The sequence below is a fragment of the Streptomyces sp. AM 4-1-1 genome, assembly GCF_029167625.1.
Lineage (GTDB): Bacteria > Actinomycetota > Actinomycetes > Streptomycetales > Streptomycetaceae > Streptomyces.
Genome location: NZ_CP119145.1, coordinates 919,682 through 937,207, shown reverse-complemented (window position 1 = coordinate 937,207; position 17,526 = coordinate 919,682). Strand labels below are relative to the sequence as shown.

The following is a 17,526-nucleotide window of genomic DNA, read 5'->3' as shown; positions in this document are numbered from 1 at the left end:
CCGTGGCCCGCACCGAGTACTACGACGACCCGAACGCCCCCAAGCCGACCAGCATGGTCGTCGCCGCGTCCGCCGTCGTCACCGACGACCACGGGCGCATCCTTCTCCAGCGCCGCCGCGACAACGACCTATGGGCCCTGCCCGGAGGCGGCATGGACCTCACCGACTCCCTGCCAGGCACAGCCGTCCGCGAGGTCAAAGAGGAGACCGGCCTCGACGTAGAGATCACCGGCCTGGTCGGCACCTACACCGACCCGAAACACATCATCGCCTACACCGACGGCGAGGTTCGGCGACAGTTCAACGTCTGCTTCACCGCCCGCATCACCGGCGGCCGGCTGGAGATCTCCGACGAGTCCACCGAGGTCCGGTTCGTGCCGCCGGACGAGATCAAGCAGTTGCCGATGCACCACACCCAACGACTCAGGCTCCAGCACTTCCTGGAACAGCGCGAGAAGCCGTACCTGGGCTGAACCGTCTGACGGCAGTAGCGACGGCAACAACCCCGCACAACCACGGACGCCCACGCACTTCACCGGACCAGCAAACCGCACTTGACCTGCGAAAAAGCAGGTCGAAGGCTTCGCGTAGCACACGTACTATGTGCTGGCGGGGCAGACTCCGGTACTCGTTCACAACAGCAACTGCACAAATTGGGCCGCCAATAGCGTGAAGACGTGGGGGCACACATTCAAGACTCATGGTGCCGGAGCGAAGAACACGAAGGCTCTGACCGATCGCGCTCGTAGTACCGGGAATCAGCAGGGTCAATGGCTGGATAATGACGGCGCTGCAGAGTTCTTGAAGGGACTCCATGTCGAAGGGGCCGGTCCCAGGTCGGTGCGCATTCCGGATGGGTTGGGGCAGGTAATCATGCCGGATGGGAGTATCGTCCAAGCGCGGGCAGCTACCATTGTCCCGAGTCCAAATGGACTGTACAAGACAGGATTCCCGATTATTGGCCCGAACTAGGAGGCTGGAGAGATGAGCTTCTCTGTGTCGTTCAATCCGGCCGTGCAGTCTGGTGCTGCGGCTCCTGCTCTAGCGAGTCTGGAGCCGGGTGACGATTACGAAACCCTCGTCATGGAGGCGTGTAGCGCCCTCTCCGATGCTGGAGGCAGCAGATTCCACATTGGCGGTTTCGGGAACGATGAGTGGCCGCTCGATATCGGATATGACCTGTCTGCCTTCATGGAGCAGTTCCCGTCGCTGATAGCGGGTGTGCGTGAACGTCGCGAAGTCGAGGTGGATCTCTACTCTCAGGGTATCGAGAGGACTTTGGCCTTCCGTCCAAGTGAGGGCCTGGTGATGATTCGCTGCGAGTCGCGGACCAATTGGGTTCCAAACCCAGAGTTCGAGAGCATTGCGCAAAGTGAGCTAGTCGCGATGTTCTCGAAATTGGCCGAAGACTTCGCGCGGGGGTTGAAGGCGATTAAGTCCGACCTGTCGGAGGCCGCACCATTCGATCGTTGGCTGGAGGGTGAGGTGTAGCTTCACGGCCCGATCCTGCAATCCACGTGTTGGATAGCAGTAGCAAAATTGAAGCCCCGCCAGGTGTGTCCTGGCGGGGCTTCTGCGGTGAGTGACGCAGTAGTTGACGGCAACGTCAGTGGACGGTGGCTCCGCACAGCGGCGGGTCATCGCCGTTGTCGCGGGTCGACTCGTCGTTGCCAGGGATGTCAAGGGCGGTGCCGAGGGTGTCTATGGCCTGGCGCTGGAGGCGGAGTCGCACATGGGCGTAGACGGTGGCGGTGACGCCGATGTGGGCGTGGCCGAGGAGTTCCTTGATCACGACGAGTTCGACGCCCTGTTCCAGGAGCAGGGTGGCGGTGGAGTGTCTGAGGTCGTGGAAGCGGATGCGGCGGAGGCCGGCCTTACGGAGGAGTGTGGTGAAGGTCCGGGTGAGGTTGGTCGGGTCGATCGCTCTTCCCTGCGGCGTGGTGAACACGTACCCGTTGTGCTGCCACTCGGCGCCCGCCGTGTCACGGTCGCGCTGCTGCTCTTCGTGGCGGTGCTTCAGCGACTGGATGCAGCGGTCCGGGAGGGCGATGCGGCGCTCGGAGGCCCGAGTCTTGGTTGGCAAAGCGGTGAGGCCGTCTGTGTTGGTGCGCTGCAAGGTTCGGCGGACGGCAGCGGTGCCCCGGTCGAGGTTGAGGTCTTCCCAGCGGAGACCGAGGAGTGCGCCCTTGCGGAGCCCGGTGTGGAGAGCGAGTTCGAACAGGGCGTGCAGCCGGTGTTCGTTCGCGGCGGCGAGGAACTGGCGGGCTTCTTCAGCGGTGAGTGGTTCGAAGCGTCGGGGCCGAGGCGTGCCGGTGCGGACGTTGCGGGCGACGTTACGCGGGATCTCCTCCTCGCGCACGGCGTGTTCCAGGGCGGACTTGAGTACGGAGTGGATGTAGGTCAGCGTCAGCGGGGAGAGCCGCTTGGAGCAGCATGTTCCGGTGGCGCAGCAACGGGGTTGATCGCGGCCGGCGTCGATGTTGCGGGCACAGCACTGGCAGGTGGTGCAGAGTTGGTTGAGTCAGGTGCGGACATCCTTGGCGGTGAGCTTGGTGAGCTTCTTCTTGCCCAGGCCGGGGATGAGGTAGTTGTTCACGCAGGCGGAGTAGCGGGTGTGGGTGTTCTCGCGGAGGTGGTGAACGGCAACGGCCTCCAGCCAGTACGTCAGGTACGCGGACAGGCTGCCCTGAGCGGACGGGATGGGGGGGTGCCTCTATGTCGTTCGTCAATCCCGCACTGTCGGTTTTAGGGGTGTTGGTCCTGTTTATGCGGCGAGGGTGACGGTGGGGGTTCGGGACTCGTAGAAGGTTCCGTCGCGGAGCATGGCGAACAGGACGCTGATGCGTTGGCGGGCGAGGCGGAGGAGGGCTTGGGTGTGGGTTTTGCCGCGGGCGCGTTGCTTGTCGTAGTAGGTCCGGGAGGCGGGGTCGGCGTTCATGCAGGCGAAGGCGGACAGGAACATGGCGCGTTTGAGCTGCCGGTTTCCGCCCCGGGGTGCGTGTTCGCCGTGGATCGAGGTTCCCGACGACTTCGTGGTCGGGGCCAGGCCCGCGTAGGAGGCGAGGTGGGCGGCGGTGGGGAAGCTGGTGCCGTCGCCGATGGTGGTCAGGAGCACGGCGGCGGTCCTGACGCCGACGCCGGGCATCGAGGTCAGGACCGGGGAAAGAGGGTGGGCCTCCAGCAGGGTGCTGATCTGGGTTTCCAGGGCCCGGCGCTGTTCGTGGACGGCGCCGAGGGAGCGGGCCAGGGAGGGAACGACGGTGTCGAGGGTGCCGGTCCCGGGCACGATCACGGTCTGTTCGTCCAGGGCGTCGAAGACGTCGTCGATCAGCCGGGCGGCCATGCGGGGGGCCTTGGGCCGGATGAGTTCGACGAGTCTGCGGCGGCCGGCCTTTCGCAGTGCGGCCGGGGAGCCGTGGCGTTCGAGCAGCCAGGTGACGGCCTGGTGGTCCAGACGCGGGCCGAGGACGCGCTCCAGGCTGGGGTGGAACTGGGTGAGCAGGCCGCGTATCCGGTTGCTGGTGCGGGTGGCCTCGGCGGCGAGGTCCTGGTCGAAGCCGGCCAGGACGGTCAGCTCGGCGGTGATCTCGTCGGTCAGTTCCAGCGAGCGCAGGGTGTGGGGCAGGGTGCGGGCGGCGTCCGCGATCACGGCGGCGTCCTTCGCGTCGGTCTTCGCCTCGCCCGGGTAGAGGTCAGCGATCCTGCGCATGGACAGGCCGGGCAGGTAGGCGACCTTGCAGCCCGCGTCCCGGGCGACGGTAAGTGGCAGGGCGCCGATGGAGGCGGGCTGGTCCACGATCACCAGCACCGTGCCGAACTTCGCGGCCAGCTTGTCGAAGACGGCCCGCAGCTTCGGCTCGCTGTTGGGCAGCTGCTTGTCGAAGACCTTCTTCCCGGCCGGAGTCAGTCCGTGCCCGTGATGGGCACTCTTGCCGACGTCCAGGCCGAGGAACACGCCCACGTCTTCTGTGTCGAACATCGCGCCCCTCCAGGCGAGTTGAACGTGCCGGCCTCGGCAGTGGTGTCGTACGCGCGCATCCACGTTATGCAGACCTGCCGCCCAAGGGCTGTCCGGCACTGCGCCGGACCGGACGGTGGCCGGACCTCTCATCAGCGTCTCCGACGGCACCTCCCGGGCCCGGTGACACCACCCCCCAGGCCATCTGTTCGACAGGGGGACATAGTCATGCCGGGCCCGGAGGCCAGCGGTCCCGTTGCAGGACCGCGAAAAACATAACGGGGGGCCGCGGTTGCTGTTGGCGATCTTCTCGGTGAGCTTGGCCAGGGCTTCCTTGCGGCTGGTGCCGTAGACACGGACGCCGCGGCGGATGTTGCCGGGGGCGAGGACGTATCCGGCGGCCTCCCAGCGGCTGTCCTTGCGCTGGTAGACGGTTCCGTCGCCGTTGGCGCGGACGCGACGGGATGCTGGGGTGTCGCGGGGTGTGGTCATCAGGCGGCGTCCTGTTCGAGGCGGGTGCGGAGCGGCTGGCCATTCGGGGCGGTGAAGACGAGACCGTCCTGAGATCACGGGCCTGGTCGGCACCTGCACCGAACCTTGAGGGCAATAGGGTGGTTCCGCGCCGGAAAGGGTCCGAACGTCATGTACGAGAAAGATGGCGCCCGGCATTTGTTCGGGGGAGGGCCGACATCAGGAGCAGGCTGGGTGGGAACTGATGGTGTCAGGCGCGTTGGGGTCGCCTCTTCCACTGACCTTCTCGGCTCCATGCATCCCGGACGAGTACGCCGTAATCCTGAGCGCCAATTATGGACCCACGGGCGGTAGACGGTCATAAAATCAAGAAGAATGAGTCCCGCTAAGGGCTTGCAGGCAATCAAGGTGTTGCTTCTCGTTCCGGGGATCGTTGGTGTGGTATGCGCATCCCGGACGAGACTCGTGATCAACTCGCTGTGAAGTTCGAGGTGTTGTTCCCGCACCTGGATGAACGGCAGCGCCGGCTGCTGATGGCCGCAGAGGCCAGGGTCCTGGGGCATGGCGGTGTCCGGGCCGTCGCGCAGGCCGCGGCGGTCAGTGAGACAACGGTCCGCAGGGGCGTGTTCGAGTTGGAGGCGGGCGAGGCACCGCTGGGTCGGGCACGAAGGCCGGGCGGAGGTCGCAAACGGGTCGCGGATCTTGACCCGGGGCTGCGTCCGGCCTTGCTGGCGCTGGTCGAGCCGGACGAGCGCGGGGATCCGATGTCGCCGCTGCGGTGGACGGTGAAGTCGACACGCGCCCTTGCCCGGGAGCTGTCCCGGGCCGGTCACAAGGTCAGTGCCGACACCGTCGCCGACCTGCTGCGGGAGGAAGGCTTCAGCTTGCAGGCCAACGCCAAGACCCTGGAGGGCGGCCAGCACAGCGATCGCGACGCCCAGTTCCGCTATCTCAACGAGCAGGCCCGCGAATACCGGGACGCCGACCAGCCGGTGATCAGCGTGGATACCAAGAAGAAGGAGCTCGTCGGAGAGTTCAAGAACGGCGGCCGTGAGTGGCGGCCGGCGGGTGATCCGGTACTGGTGGGCGTCCACGACTTCGCCGACCCGCAACTGGGCAAGGCCGTCCCCTATGGGGTCTACGACATCGAGGAGAACACCGGCTGGGTCAACGTCGGCACCGATCACGACACCGCTGCGTTTGCCGTGGAGTCGATCCGCCGCTGGTGGCACGGCCAGGGCCAGGACGCCTACCCGCGGGCAACCCGGCTGCTGGTCACCGCCGACGCGGGCGGATCCAACGGCTACCGCACCCGGGCCTGGAAGCTCGAACTCGCACGGCTCGCCGCCGAAACAGGGCTGACCATCACCGTGTGTCATCTGCCGCCCGGCACGTCGAAGTGGAACAAGATCGAGCACCGGTTGTTCTCGCACATCACCATGAACTGGCGTGGCCGCCCGCTGACCAGCCACGAAGTCATCGTGAACAGCATCGCAGCGACCACCACCCGCACCGGACTGCGCGTGAAGGCCGCGCTCGACACCAACAGCTATCCCATCGGGGTGAAGATCAGCGACGCAGAGATGGCCGCTCTGCCGCTGACCCGGCATGCCTTCCACGGAGACTGGAACTATGCCCTGCACCCCCAGATACGGCCTGCAATGTCGGCGACACAATCCCCACAGGCCGCTGACACGCAGTGGGACCAGGCTCTGCTTTCCGATCCTTCACTGACCGGGATGCCCCGCCAGCAACTGGACAACCTCACGGCAATGTTGGCTACCGACGGGGACATTCAGCGCGGCCGCCCACCCCGACTCACCTTCCCCGAACAAGTCCTGGCGACCGTGCTCCACCTGCGGGTCGCCCTGGCCGCGGAACCACTCGCCGTACTGTTCACCAGCAGCCGCACGGCCATGCACCGCACCCTCCTCAAGAACAGAAGACTGCTCGAGGCCCAGGGCATCACCATCCCGCCCGCGAAGACCCCACCCGCGTCCCTCGCAGTCCTCCATGCCAGGGTCCTCGCGCTGACCGGCGACACCAGCATCAAGATCAAGACACCGTGTTAATGACCTGCAAGCCCTTAGTGTCCTGAGTCGTTAGTTGGCTTGCGGTTATAGGGTGTGGTGATGCCTGGTCCAAAGCCGCTGTCGCTGGAGTTGTCCGATCACGAACGCCGGGTGCTGCGGGGCTGGTTGCGCAAGCAGACGGCGTCTCAGGCGTTGGTGCTGCGGTCGAGGATCGTGCTGGCGTGCGCGGAGGGCCGGCCGAACGCGGAGGTCGCGCAGGATCTCGGTGTCTCGCGGGAGACCGTACGCAAGTGGCGGGCCCGGTTCGCCGCGGATCGGCTGGAGGGCCTGGTGGACCGGCCCCGTTCGGGTGCGCCGCGGAGGATCACGGACGAGCAGGTCGAGGCGCTGGTCACCAGGACCCTGGATCAGGCGCCGCCGACGGGTGATTCGCACTGGTCGACGCGTTCGATGGCCCAGGCGCAGGGTATGTCGCAGTCGGCCGTCTCGCGGATCTGGCGGGCCTTCGGCCTCAAGCCCCACATCGTGGAGACGTGGAAGCTGTCGACCGATCCGCAGTTCGTGACCAAGGTGCGTGATGTGGTGGGTATTTACCTGTCGCCGCCGGAGAACGCGCTGGTCCTGGCGGTGGACGAGAAGTCGCAGATCCAGGCCCTGGACCGAACCCAGCCCGTCCTGCCGATGGCCCCGGCCACGCCGGCGAAGATGACCCACGACTACGTCCGGCACGGCACGACCAGCCTGTTCGCCGCCCTCGACATCGCCTCCGGATCAGTCATAGCCCAGCACTACCGCCGCCACCGCCACCAGGAGTTCCTCCGCTTCCTGAAGGTTATCGAGGCTGCGGTACCCAAGGACCTCGAACTTCACCTGATCCTGGACAACTACGCCACCCACAAGACCGAGCCGGTCAAGAAGTGGCTGCTGCGGCACCCCCGCTTCCACCTGCACTTCACCCCCACCTCGGCCTCATGGCTCAACCTCGTCGAGCGCTGGTTCGCCGAACTGACCTGCCGCAAACTCCGCCGCTCGGCCCACCGCAGCGTCATCGAACTCGAACGCGACATCCGCGGCTGGATCAACGAGTGGAACAAGAACCCCAAGCCGTTCGTCTGGACGAAGACCACCGACGACATCCTCGACACCCTCGCCGCATACTGCACACGAATTAACGACTCAGGACACTAGAATTCTGGCGAGATCCTTCGTCGGTATCAGGGGAAAAATCTGCTTGTCGAGTTTCACGATCCCACCCGGGTGCTGAGACCCACCCGGCGGATGTGTTTCCGCGCACGTGAGTTCCGTCAGGCGGTACCTGACGGAACTCACGTGCGCGGCGACGTCGGTGGTTGACGGCCGGGTTCTCTGCCCGTGCCCGGCCGTCGGACCGATGACCGGTGATCAGTACGCGTAGAAGCCCGACCCCGTCTTCCGGCCCAGGCGGCCCGCGTCGACCATGCGTTGGAGCAGCGGGGGCGCGGCGTACAGCGGCTCCTTGTATTCCGCGTACATCGAATCGGCGATCGAGGCCACCGTGTCGAGACCGATGAGGTCCGAGAGCTTCAGCGGGCCCATCGGGTGGGCGCATCCCAGTTCCATGCCGTTGTCGATGTCCTCGCGGCTGGCGATGCCCGACTCGAACATCCGGATCGCGGAGAGCAGGTACGGGATCAGCAGCGCGTTGACGACGAAACCGGACCGGTCCTGGGCGCGGATCGAGTGCTTGCCGAGTATGTCCCGTACCACGGCCTCGGCGCGGGTGATCGTCTCGTCGGAGGTGGTCAGGGCCGGGATCAGCTCGACGAGCCGTTGTACGGGCGCCGGGTTGAAGAAGTGGATGCCGATGACCTGGTCGGGACGGGCGGTCGCCACGGCCAGTTTCACCAGCGGGATGGACGAGGTGTTGGAGGCGAGGATCGCGTCCTGCCGGGTCACCACCTGGTCGAGCACCTGGAAGATCTCGGTCTTGACCTGCTCGTTCTCCACGACGGCCTCGATGACGAGATCGCGATCGGCGAACTCACCGAGGTCGGTGGTGTAGCTGAGGCGGTCAAGGGCCGCGTCCCGTTCGGCGGGGGTGATCTTGCCGCGTTCGGCGGCCTTCGTGAGGGAGTTGTAGAGCCGGGTCCGGCCGATCTCCAGTGCCTCGCCGGTGGTCTCGGCCACCTTCACTTCGAGGCCGCTGCGGGCGCATACCTCCGCGATGCCCGCGCCCATCTGGCCACAGCCCACCACTCCGACGCGTGCAATGTCGGCCATAGAGTCCGTCACCTCGTGCCTTTCGCTGATCTCCGATCGACGGGGCGCCGTCTGATTCCGGTCCCGTCCGGGCCCCCCGACGGTACCCGGCGGACCGGGGGTGGCGGCGGGCCGGGGCGGGCATGTTCCGCGGTGTGTGCGGATACCTACGAGAGCGACGGGACCGGGACGACAGGTGCGAGAGATGAGAGACGCGGGCCGGAGGGTTTTCGTGACAGGGGCCGCCGCGGCGGTGACGGGAGCGGTGATGGCGGGTGACGCCGTCGTGCCGTCCCGTCGGCGGACCGCGCTCGCCGGGGCCGCGGCGCCCGCCGGGCGTGCCGCTCGGCGTGAGCTGCGCGGTGTCTGGATCGCCACGGTCGCCAATGTGGACTGGCCGTCGAAGCCGGGTCTCACGGCGGCGGCGCAGCGGGCCGAACTGGTCGCACTCCTGGACCGGGCCGTGGACCGCCGGCTCAACACCGTCATGCTCCAGGTCCGGCCGACCGCCGACGCGCTGTGGCCCTCGTCGTACGAGCCGTGGGCCGCCTGTCTCACCGGGGTCCAGGGCAAGGACCCCGGCTGGGACCCGCTGGGCACGGCCGTGTCCGAGGCGCACCGGCGCGGCCTGGAACTGCACGCCTGGTTCAACCCGTACCGGGTCGCGAACCACACCGACCCGTCCCGGCTGGCGGCCGGCCACCCCGCCCGCCGTCATCCGGGCTGGGTGCTGCCGTACGGCGGGAAGCTCTACTACGACCCGGGGCTGCCCGAGGTCCGCCGTTTCGTGCAGGACGCGATGCTCGACGCGGTCCGCCGTTACGACATCGACGCGGTGCACTGGGACGACTACTTCTATCCGTACCCGGTGGCCGGGCAGGTCTTCGGTGACTCCGCCTCGTACAAGAAGCACGGTGCGGGCTTCCGGGACCGGGCGGCCTGGCGGCGCGACAACATCGACCGGCTGGTGCGGGAGACGGCGGAGCGGATCAAGGGGCTGAAGAAGGACGTGCGGTTCGGGATCAGCCCGTTCGCCGTCTGGCGCAACGCCTCGACCGATCCGCTCGGCTCGGACACGGCGGCCGGGGTGCAGACGTACGACGATCTGTACGCCGACACCCGGGGCTGGGTCAGGAAGGGATGGATCGACTACGTCTGCCCGCAGATCTACTGGCACATCGGCTTCGCCGACGCCGACTACGCCAAGCTGCTGCCCTGGTGGGACCGGACGGTGCGGGGCACGGGCGTGGAACTGTACGTGGGTGAGGCGCTGTACAAGGCGGGTGACCCGGCCCAGCCGGCCGCCTGGCGGGACCCCGCCGAACTCTCCCGCCATCTGACCTTCGCCCACGACTACGACCAGGTGCGCGGGCACGTCCACTTCTCCGCGAAGGACGTGGTGCGGGACCGGATCGGCGCGATGGCCAGGGTGGTGGCCGACCACTACGGGGGCCGGGCGCGCACACCCCGCTGACCGGGCCGGGGAGACGATGGCAGGGGAATGGGTACCGGGTGATGGCGGGGTCTGGCGGTACGGGTGTCGGGCCACCGCCCGTACCACCGGTCCGTGACCGTCCTACCGCCGCGGTCGCCGGGCGCCGCCCGCCCGCTGGGTGACCGCGATGCAGGCGAGCACGGCGACCGCCGCGACCGGAGCGGCCGGCGACAGCTCCTCGTCGAGCAGCAGGAACGACCAGGCCAGGGTGAGCAGTGGCTGCGCGAGCTGGAGCTGGCTGGCCCGGGGCACCCCGATCTCCGCCATGCCCCGGTACCAGACGTACAGGCCGCAGAAGGTCGAACCGGCCGCCACCCAGACCAGGCCGATGACGCCGTGCGCGGTGAGGTGGACCGGCTCGGAGGGCAGCGCGACAGCGGCGCCCGCCAGGGCCAGTGGCAGTGCGAGAAGCAGCGCCCAGCCGGTCACCTGCCAGCCCGGCATGGTGCGGGCCAGTCTGCCGCCCTCGGTGTAGCCCGCCGCGCACACCAGCAGTGCCCCGAACAGGTACGGGTCCCCGCTGCCGAGGGTCCCACCGCTCTGTTGCACGGTGAACCCGATCACCACGGCGGCCCCGGCGAGCGCCGCGATCCAGAACGCGCGGGACGGCCGCGCCCCGGTGCGCAGCGAGGAGAACACCGCGGTCGTCAGCGGCAGCAGTCCCACCACGACGGCGGCGTGCGAGGACGTGGACGTCCGCAGGGCCAGCGTCGTCAGCAGCGGGAAGCCCACCACCACACCGCCCGCCACCACCGCGAGTCCCGCCCAGTGGGCGCGTGCGGGGACCGGCACCCGGCCCGCGAGCAGCGCGGCCCCCGCGATGAGCGCGGCCAGCACACCGCGCACCGCCACCAGTGACCACGGACCGAAGCTCTCCAGGCCCCAGACGGTGGAGGGGAAGGTGAGCGAGAACGCCACGACGCCCAGCCCGGCGAGCAGCGTCCCGTTACCGGTCCCGCCGATCTCACCGGTTGCCCCGTCACCACGGCCCGCCGTTCCGCCGGCGCCGGTGCGGGAGGGGTGAGGAGCGGCGGAGGTCACCGCTATCGATGAAGTGGTGGTAGCGCTATTGTCTGCTCTCATGCATGAGCGTAACAGCGTGGCGGAGCTGGTGAATTCTCTTCGCGGTGAACTCGACCGCTACCGCGAAGGGGGAAAGCTGCCGTCCAGCCGGGCCCTTGTGGAGCGCTACCGGGTCAGTCCCGTGACGGTCTCCCGGGCCGTCGCACGGCTCGTCGCCGAGGGGCTGGTCGTCACCCGCCCCGGCGCGGGCGCCTTCCGGGCGCCGCCCCGCACCGAGGCGCGTGCCCCCGGCGACACCTCCTGGCAGGAGATCTCGCTCAGCGGCGACGGCGGGCCCGAGGCAGTGCCCCGCACGGTGGACGCCTCCGGTGTCCTGGTCACGCTCGCCGCGCCGCCGGCCGGGGTCATCGAACTCAACGGCGGCTACCTCCATCCCTCGCTCCAGCCCGAGCGGGCGCTGTCCGCCGCCCTGGCCCGGGCCGGACGCCGGCATTGCGCCTGGGGGCGGCCGCCCATGGACGGGCTGGCCGAGCTGCGGTCCTGGTTCGCCCGGGAGATCGGACCCGCTGTCACCCCCGCCGACGTCGTGATCACCGCGGGCGGGCAGAGCGCCCTGGCCACCGCGCTGCGCGCCCTCGCCCCGCCGGGAGCCCCGGTCCTCGTCGAGTCCCCGACCTATCCAGGCATGCTGGCGGCGGCCCGCGCCATCGGTCTGCGGCCCGTCCCCGTCCCGGTCGACGCCGACGGCGTGCGCCCCGAACTCCTCGACGCAGCCTTCCGCGCCACGGGCGCCCGGGTCTTCGTCTGTCAGCCGCTGTTCCAGAACCCGACCGGTACGGTCCTCGCCCCCGGACGGCGGCGTGAAGTGGTCGCGATCGCCCGCGCCGCGGGCGCCTTCGTCATCGAGGACGACTTCGCCCGCCGACTCGTCCACGACGACGCGGGACCGCTGCCCGCACCGCTGGCCGCGGATGATCCGGACGGCGTCGTCGTCCATGTCTGCTCACTGACCAAGATCACCTCGCCCAGCCTACGGGTGGGCGCGCTGGCCGCCCGGGGCCCCGTCCTGGAACGACTGCGCGCGATCCAGGTCGTCGACAGCTTCTTCGTGCCCCGGCCCCTCCAGGAGGCCGCACTCGAACTCGTCGGTTCCCCGGCCTGGCACCACCATCTCCGCACCATGGCAGGAGAGTTGAGGAACCGGCGCTCCGCCCTCACGGCCGCGTTGCGCCAAGAGCTGCCCGAACTCACCGTGCCTCTCGTCCCGAGCGGCGGCGGAGCCCTCTGGCTGCGGCTCCCGGACGCCGGGGCCGACAGCTCCGCCCTCGTCGCCGCGGCGCTGCGCGAGGATGTCGCGATCGCGCCGGGGCGTCCGTACTTCTGCGCCGAACCCCCGGCCGAACACGTGCGGTTGAGCTTCGGCGCGGCGGCCGGAACGGCCGAGATCGCCGAAGGCGTCAGACGTCTGCGGTCCGCCCATGACTCCCTGCTCGGCCGTCGGGGCGCCTCGGAACGCTCCGTTAGCCTCCCCTCATGACAGAAGCAGCCGGGTCGACAGAAGCAGCCGGGTCGACAGAAGCGGCCGGGTCGACAGAAGCGGCCGAGCCGACAGAAGCAGCCGGGACGACAGACGTCCCCGAGCAGCGTTACGACATCTCCTCCGACCCGGCCCGCCTGGATCGCGCGCGCATCCACGCATGGCTCGGCCAGGACACGTACTGGGCCCGTGGCCGCACCCGCCGGCACCATGACCTGGCCATCGCGGGATCGCTCAACTTCGGTGCGTACGACACCCGTTCGGGCGAGCAGGTCGGCTACGCCCGGGTGGTCACCGACCATGCGACCTTCGCCTGGCTCTGCGATGTGTACGTCGACAGGGCGGCCCGTGGCCACGGCCTCGGCACGCGCCTGGTCACCGCGGCCCGTGACCACCTCGCCCGGACCGGTGTCCGCGCCCTCTACCTCGCCACCGACGACGCCCACGGCGTCTACGCGAAGGTCGGCTTCGAGCCGCTCGACGCCCCCGAGAAGTGGATGGTCAACCGACTCGCCCCGCCGCGCTGATCCGGGGGTGGCGGTGAGCCGGGGGAGGCGCGGCGGCGCACCGCCCCGGACGGAAACCGGTGTGCCTCTGCCGTCGTCGTGGCGCGGCCGGTCAGGGCACGGGGCGATGTCCGCCCCACCGGCCGTAACCTCGTCGCGCTCTTGACCCGGGCGGCGTTCGGACCCACGATCGCCGCCATGAGTGTTCGAGTCTCGCTCGTCGCCGCAGCGCGCAGCTCATCCCTCCTGGCCGAGCGCTTCGACGACGACCGGCCGCTCGACCAGACCGGTTGGTACGAGGTCCAGCGCGCCGCACAGGTCCTCGTGCCGCTCGGGGCGGCCGAGCTGCGTTACTGCTCGCCCACCCCGCGCAGTCGCGCCACGGGCCGCGCGCTCGGCTATGCCCCGCTCGTCCAACCGGCCCTGCGCGACTGTGACATGGGCCGCTGGCGCGGCTGCACCCTGGCCGATGTCGCGGCCCGCGAACCGGACGCGGTCGATGTCTGGCTCACCGACCCCTGGGCCGCCCCGCACGGTGGGGAGCCTCTGCTCGCCTTCATCTCACGGATAGGCGGCTGGCTGGACACCCGCCCCGCCTGTGACGGCTCGATCGTCGCGGTCGCCGAACCGGCCGTGGTCAGGGCCGCGTTGGTGTACGCGCTGAAGGCGCCGCCCCCGACGTACTGGAACGTCGATGTCCGGCCGCTCTCCACGGTGACCCTGACCGGTGGCCCCGGCCGCTGGAGCCTGCGGTTCGAGGCCGTGGCGGGCTGACGGCCGGGGCCGGACCCGGGTGACGACCGCGCGGACGGCGACCGCGCGGACGGCGACCGGGGCGGCCGATCGGCGAGGTCCGCCCGGGACAAGGCCCCCTTGGCACGCCTCCCCATGAGTCCTACTCTCGATGAGAGCAACTTGAGGCCGGGGAGGGTGCTGTGCCGCACAGCGTTGCCGGGGAACTGTCGTTCCTGCAGTCGTACGAACCGCGTGACTATCCACCCGTGGCCGTCACGGTCGACATCGTGGTCCTGACCGTCGTCGGGGGCCGCCTGTGCGTGCTGCTGGTGCGGCGCGGTGAGCCGCCGTACGAGGGGAGCTGGGCGCTGCCGGGAGGGTTCCTCCGGGTCGGTTCCGGGGTGGGGGAGGACCAGGGGGAGGACCTCCACGAGGCCGCGGCCCGTGAACTGATGGAGGAGACGGGGCTGTTGGTCCCGGGCAGTCCGACTCCGGCCGCCCGGCAGAGCGTCTATCTGGAGCAGTTGGCCACCTATGGCAGGCCGGGGCGTGATCCCCGGATGCGGGTGGTGACCGTGGCCTACGTCGCGTTGGCCCGGCACGTCACGGGAGTGCGCGCCGGCTCCGACGCCCGGGAGGCCGACTGGGTGCCGGTCGCCGATCTCGCCCTGAGCGGCGGCGACAGCGGCAACGGCAGCGGCGCGAGCAGCGGCAGCGGCGCGAGCAGTGGGAACGGCGGGAGCAGCGGGAGCGGCGGCAGCGGTGAGCGGGGTGCGGGCGAACCGGCCGGGGCGGGACCGGTACGGCTCGCCTTCGACCACGCGCGGATCGCCGCGGACGCCGTCGCCCGGGTCCGCTCGAAGATGCAGTACACGCCGATCGCGCTGGCCCTGGTGGACGACGAGTTCACCCTGGGCGAGCTCCAGGAGGTCTACGAGATCGTCCACGACGAACCGCTCCACGCGGCGAACTTCCGCCGCAAGGTCACCGCCACGCCCGGCTTCGTGGAGAGCGTCGGCGTATCGGCGCCACGCAGCAACCCGCGTGGCGGCCCCCGTAACCAGAAGCTGTACCGGGCCGGGCCCGCCCGGCAGTTCCATCCCGGTTTCCTGGGCAGCGCCGATGGGCGGGACGCGGGCTGACGTCCGGGTGCGCGGCCCCGGTGGCGCCCGTACGCCTACGGCCGCCCACGGGTGGTGGCCCCGGCGGAGGAGACGGAACGGACCGACCGCCCACTCGTGGACGGGCCGTCAGGGATGGTCTGCCACGCACCCATTGGTACTCGCGGCGGCCTCGGCACGAGAGACCGTGCTCGGGTCCGGGCCCGAGCACCCGTGGTCACGCACGACGGGGACCGCACGACCGAAGCGGTGAACAGGTGAACAGGGCGAAGGGACGAATCCCCCGAAGCGGCGCATCGGGCGACCCGGTGGGACCGGGCGAAGTAGTGGTACCGGGCAGGCGTTTCAACCGGGCGAAGGGGTGGGGTCTTGCACTCGACGGTCGACACACAGCAGGCGCTGGACTGGCTGGCGGCGGACACGGCCTGCCTGACCATGGCGGGCGCCGGGATCTCCATACCCGCGCCCGCCTGCGCGCCCGGGGTCGCGAAGGTCATGGGCGCCACCATCGACGTCCTGCGCGACACGGCCGGCCTTGTAGGTTCCCCCGGCCGGGCCGCCCTCGACCCCGCCTTCCGCGACCGGCTGCTGCCGGAATCGTGTTACGGGGCCATCGCCGCCTCCGTGGGGAAGGCCGACCATCTCCGTCTGTGGCAGGCGTACGCCTGGACCGGGGAACGGCCCGACGACCTCGCGCCGCAGCCCAACGCCGGTCACCATCTGCTGGCAGGGCTCGCCGCACGGCACGCGTTGCCCGTCCTGACCACCAACTTCGATCTGTTCCTCGAAACGGCCGCCCGGCGTCAGGGCAGGGACACGGTCGTCGGACTGCCCGTCGCGGACGGGTCGTTCCCCGCCGTGACGGCGGCGCCCGGCGGGGTGGCGGTGTGGAAGCTGCACGGAACCGCCCTCGACGCGCTTACCCTGCGCAGTCAGCCCGCCGATCTGGTACGCAGCTCCTACCAGGCGGTCCGGACGGCCCTGCCGGTCACCCTGGAACGCGTCCTGATCGTCGGGTACAGCGGCCGGGACTTCGACGTCTTCCCCTGGCTCGCGGAGTTCGGCAGCCGCTGCCAGGTGCTCTGGGTCGACCTGAGCTTCCCGGCCGACCACCGTTCCCGTCTGCTCCCGAACTGCCTCACCTGGCAGGGTAGTTTCGAGGACCTGGCACGGGAGTTCTTCGCCTCCCGGGGCACACTCGCACCGTTCGGCGACGCGGCGGCAGCCGTACGGCAGCTGACCGCCCTTCCCGAATCCGCCGAGCGGCACGTCAGGGAGGCGTTCGCCGAGCGGGTGCGGCTGGCGGTACGGCAGGAGGTGCGCGCCGTCGTGGCGGACCGGCCCCGGGCAGCCCGTCTGGCGCTCGCCGCGATGCTCAACACCGTCGCGGACTTCCCGCAGGTGATCGACCTCGCGCAGCACGAGGACCGCGGCCCGGCGGACGTACGCACGCTGCTGGCCGTGCAGTTCGCGCAGGAGTCCATGGACCTCTACCGCTCCGCGGAGGCGACCTCCCGCACCGCCCGCCGCCTCGCGTTACGGGCGGGCGACGCGACGGGCTGGGGGCGGGCGGAGATCGCCCGCGCCTACAGCAGGTTCAGGCGCCACAACAGCTCCTTCAACGAACCCGAGGTCCGCACCGCCCACCGCGGCGGCGTGGTGAAGGCCCGTGCGATCGCACGGCTGGCCGCGGACGCGCTGCTGCTCGCCCCGCTCCAGGCGCGGGCGATGCGCACGCTCAGGCACTGGGAGGAGGACGCCCGGCACTACGACGCCCTGGCGTTCGCCTGCGACTACACCGAGCACCTGATCCGGATCGCCGCGGCCTCCGCACGGCTCGGCCGGACGGTCTTCGCCGGTCACCCCGGCTGGGACCGCGCGATCTGGGGAGGAATCGGCTCCATGGCGAGGCGCGTCGGATACATGCGGGGCATGGTGAACGTCGCCAAGTACCGGGCCCGGAGCGCCGACGGGCGGGCACCGGACCTGGAGGCGGTGCTGGGCGCCGAGGTGGTGGGCGATCTGGTCGCCGGGGCGATCGCGACGCGCGACGCGGCGCTGCGGTGCCTGGCCGGGGCGGGCACCGCGGGCACGGGCGGCACCGAGGCCGCCGAGGCACGCGAACGCGCCCACCGGTTCCTGTTGGAGTCGATCGCCAAGGCGCGGCTGTGCCGGACCCCCTCACTGGTGCTGAAGGACCTGTTGATCCTGAAGCGGTACGGCTTCCCCAGCCCGTTGACCGCCGATGAGACGTCCGCGCTCATCGACGCGTTGGAGGGGGAGGTGGACCGGGCGGGGGCACCTGTCCTGCGCGCGCTGCTCGGCTGATCCACGGAGGGCGGACGGAGCGGTGACGGGGGCGGTGCGGGGCAACCCCGCACCGCCCCCCTTGGCGACCTGTCCCGCCGC

General features: G+C 69.9%; 13 protein-coding genes and 1 pseudogene. 10 read left to right on the top strand and 4 right to left on the bottom strand.

The window, feature by feature from the left end; genetic code table 11:
- Nucleotides 1–2 precede the first annotated feature (2 nt).
- Both PZB75_RS03800 and PZB75_RS03795 read left to right on the top strand, forming a co-directional pair.
- Nucleotides 3–473 carry an NUDIX domain-containing protein gene (locus PZB75_RS03800; RefSeq protein WP_275533864.1) on the top strand — a complete coding sequence of 157 codons (471 nt, stop codon included), beginning with the start codon at nucleotides 3–5 and terminating at the stop codon, nucleotides 471–473.
- 511 nt (nucleotides 474–984) lie between these two features.
- Nucleotides 985–1,491, top strand: a complete 507-nt coding sequence (locus PZB75_RS03795; protein WP_275533863.1) for a hypothetical protein — start codon at nucleotides 985–987, stop codon at nucleotides 1,489–1,491.
- A 115-nt stretch (nucleotides 1,492–1,606) separates the two neighbouring features.
- Here PZB75_RS03795 and PZB75_RS03790 read toward each other — a convergent pair.
- Together PZB75_RS03790 and PZB75_RS03785 are read right to left on the bottom strand one after the other, a co-directional pair.
- Nucleotides 1,607–2,704 (bottom strand): annotated as a pseudogene (locus PZB75_RS03790) (site-specific integrase); the annotation flags it as partial.
- A 60-nt stretch (nucleotides 2,705–2,764) separates the two neighbouring features.
- The gene (locus PZB75_RS03785; protein ID WP_275533862.1) at nucleotides 2,765–3,979 is read right to left on the bottom strand and encodes an IS110 family transposase; all 1,215 of its coding nucleotides are present in this window, start codon (nucleotides 3,977–3,979) and stop codon (nucleotides 2,765–2,767) included.
- Nucleotides 3,980–4,872: 893 nt separating this feature from the next.
- On the opposite strand from PZB75_RS03785, the gene PZB75_RS03780 reads away from it, so the two are divergent.
- Together PZB75_RS03780 and PZB75_RS03775 are read left to right on the top strand one after the other, a co-directional pair.
- Complete coding sequence (locus PZB75_RS03780) at nucleotides 4,873–6,501, top strand: ISAzo13 family transposase (protein WP_275533861.1); 1,629 nt, start codon at nucleotides 4,873–4,875, stop codon at nucleotides 6,499–6,501.
- A gap of 60 nt (nucleotides 6,502–6,561) precedes the next feature.
- Nucleotides 6,562–7,650 (top strand): IS630 family transposase, encoded by a 1,089-nt coding sequence (locus PZB75_RS03775; RefSeq protein WP_275533860.1) that lies wholly within the window; start codon nucleotides 6,562–6,564, stop codon nucleotides 7,648–7,650.
- A gap of 213 nt (nucleotides 7,651–7,863) precedes the next feature.
- On the opposite strand, the gene PZB75_RS03770 is transcribed toward PZB75_RS03775, so the two are convergent.
- The gene (locus PZB75_RS03770) at nucleotides 7,864–8,721 is read right to left on the bottom strand and encodes a 3-hydroxybutyryl-CoA dehydrogenase (protein ID WP_275533859.1); all 858 of its coding nucleotides are present in this window, start codon (nucleotides 8,719–8,721) and stop codon (nucleotides 7,864–7,866) included.
- A 211-nt stretch (nucleotides 8,722–8,932) separates the two neighbouring features.
- On the opposite strand from PZB75_RS03770, the gene PZB75_RS03765 reads away from it, so the two are divergent.
- Nucleotides 8,933–10,174, top strand: a complete 1,242-nt coding sequence (locus tag PZB75_RS03765; RefSeq protein ID WP_275533858.1) for a family 10 glycosylhydrolase — start codon at nucleotides 8,933–8,935, stop codon at nucleotides 10,172–10,174.
- Between the two features lie 102 nt (nucleotides 10,175–10,276).
- On the opposite strand, the gene PZB75_RS03760 is transcribed toward PZB75_RS03765, so the two are convergent.
- Entirely contained in the window at nucleotides 10,277–11,278 is a 1,002-nt protein-coding gene (locus tag PZB75_RS03760; RefSeq protein ID WP_275533857.1) for a DMT family transporter, read from the bottom strand.
- Here PZB75_RS03760 and PZB75_RS03755 point away from each other — a divergent pair.
- From PZB75_RS03755 to PZB75_RS03735, 5 genes are all read left to right on the top strand, one after another.
- The gene (locus PZB75_RS03755; protein WP_275533856.1) at nucleotides 11,277–12,755 is read left to right on the top strand and encodes a PLP-dependent aminotransferase family protein; all 1,479 of its coding nucleotides are present in this window, start codon (nucleotides 11,277–11,279) and stop codon (nucleotides 12,753–12,755) included. The genes PZB75_RS03760 and PZB75_RS03755 overlap by 2 nt on opposite strands.
- Entirely contained in the window at nucleotides 12,752–13,282 is a 531-nt protein-coding gene (locus PZB75_RS03750; RefSeq protein ID WP_275533855.1) for a GNAT family N-acetyltransferase, read from the top strand. The genes PZB75_RS03755 and PZB75_RS03750 overlap by 4 nt, the downstream gene beginning before the upstream one ends.
- Before the next feature lie 177 nt (nucleotides 13,283–13,459).
- A complete protein-coding gene (locus PZB75_RS03745; RefSeq protein WP_275533854.1) occupies nucleotides 13,460–14,035 on the top strand; it encodes a histidine phosphatase family protein in 576 nt (191 codons plus the stop codon).
- Between the two features lie 161 nt (nucleotides 14,036–14,196).
- A complete protein-coding gene (locus PZB75_RS03740; protein WP_275533853.1) occupies nucleotides 14,197–15,138 on the top strand; it encodes an NUDIX domain-containing protein in 942 nt (313 codons plus the stop codon).
- A gap of 348 nt (nucleotides 15,139–15,486) precedes the next feature.
- Nucleotides 15,487–17,445 carry an SIR2 family protein gene (locus PZB75_RS03735; protein WP_275533852.1) on the top strand — a complete coding sequence of 653 codons (1,959 nt, stop codon included), beginning with the start codon at nucleotides 15,487–15,489 and terminating at the stop codon, nucleotides 17,443–17,445.
- The last annotated feature ends 81 nt before the right edge of the window (nucleotides 17,446–17,526 follow it).

Coding starts and splice junctions, on each gene's coding strand:
- PZB75_RS03795 (WP_275533863.1), top strand. CDS start 985: ATGAGCTTCTCTGTGTCGTTCAATCCGGCCGTGCAGTCTGGTGCTGCG.
- PZB75_RS03785 (WP_275533862.1), bottom strand. CDS start 3,979: ATGTTCGACACAGAAGACGTGGGCGTGTTCCTCGGCCTGGACGTCGGC.
- PZB75_RS03780 (WP_275533861.1), top strand. CDS start 4,873: ATGCGCATCCCGGACGAGACTCGTGATCAACTCGCTGTGAAGTTCGAG.
- PZB75_RS03775 (WP_275533860.1), top strand. CDS start 6,562: ATGCCTGGTCCAAAGCCGCTGTCGCTGGAGTTGTCCGATCACGAACGC.
- PZB75_RS03770 (WP_275533859.1), bottom strand. CDS start 8,721: ATGGCCGACATTGCACGCGTCGGAGTGGTGGGCTGTGGCCAGATGGGC.
- PZB75_RS03755 (WP_275533856.1), top strand. CDS start 11,277: ATGCATGAGCGTAACAGCGTGGCGGAGCTGGTGAATTCTCTTCGCGGT.
- PZB75_RS03760 (WP_275533857.1), bottom strand. CDS start 11,278: ATGAGAGCAGACAATAGCGCTACCACCACTTCATCGATAGCGGTGACC.
- PZB75_RS03750 (WP_275533855.1), top strand. CDS start 12,752: ATGACAGAAGCAGCCGGGTCGACAGAAGCAGCCGGGTCGACAGAAGCG.
- PZB75_RS03745 (WP_275533854.1), top strand. CDS start 13,460: ATGAGTGTTCGAGTCTCGCTCGTCGCCGCAGCGCGCAGCTCATCCCTC.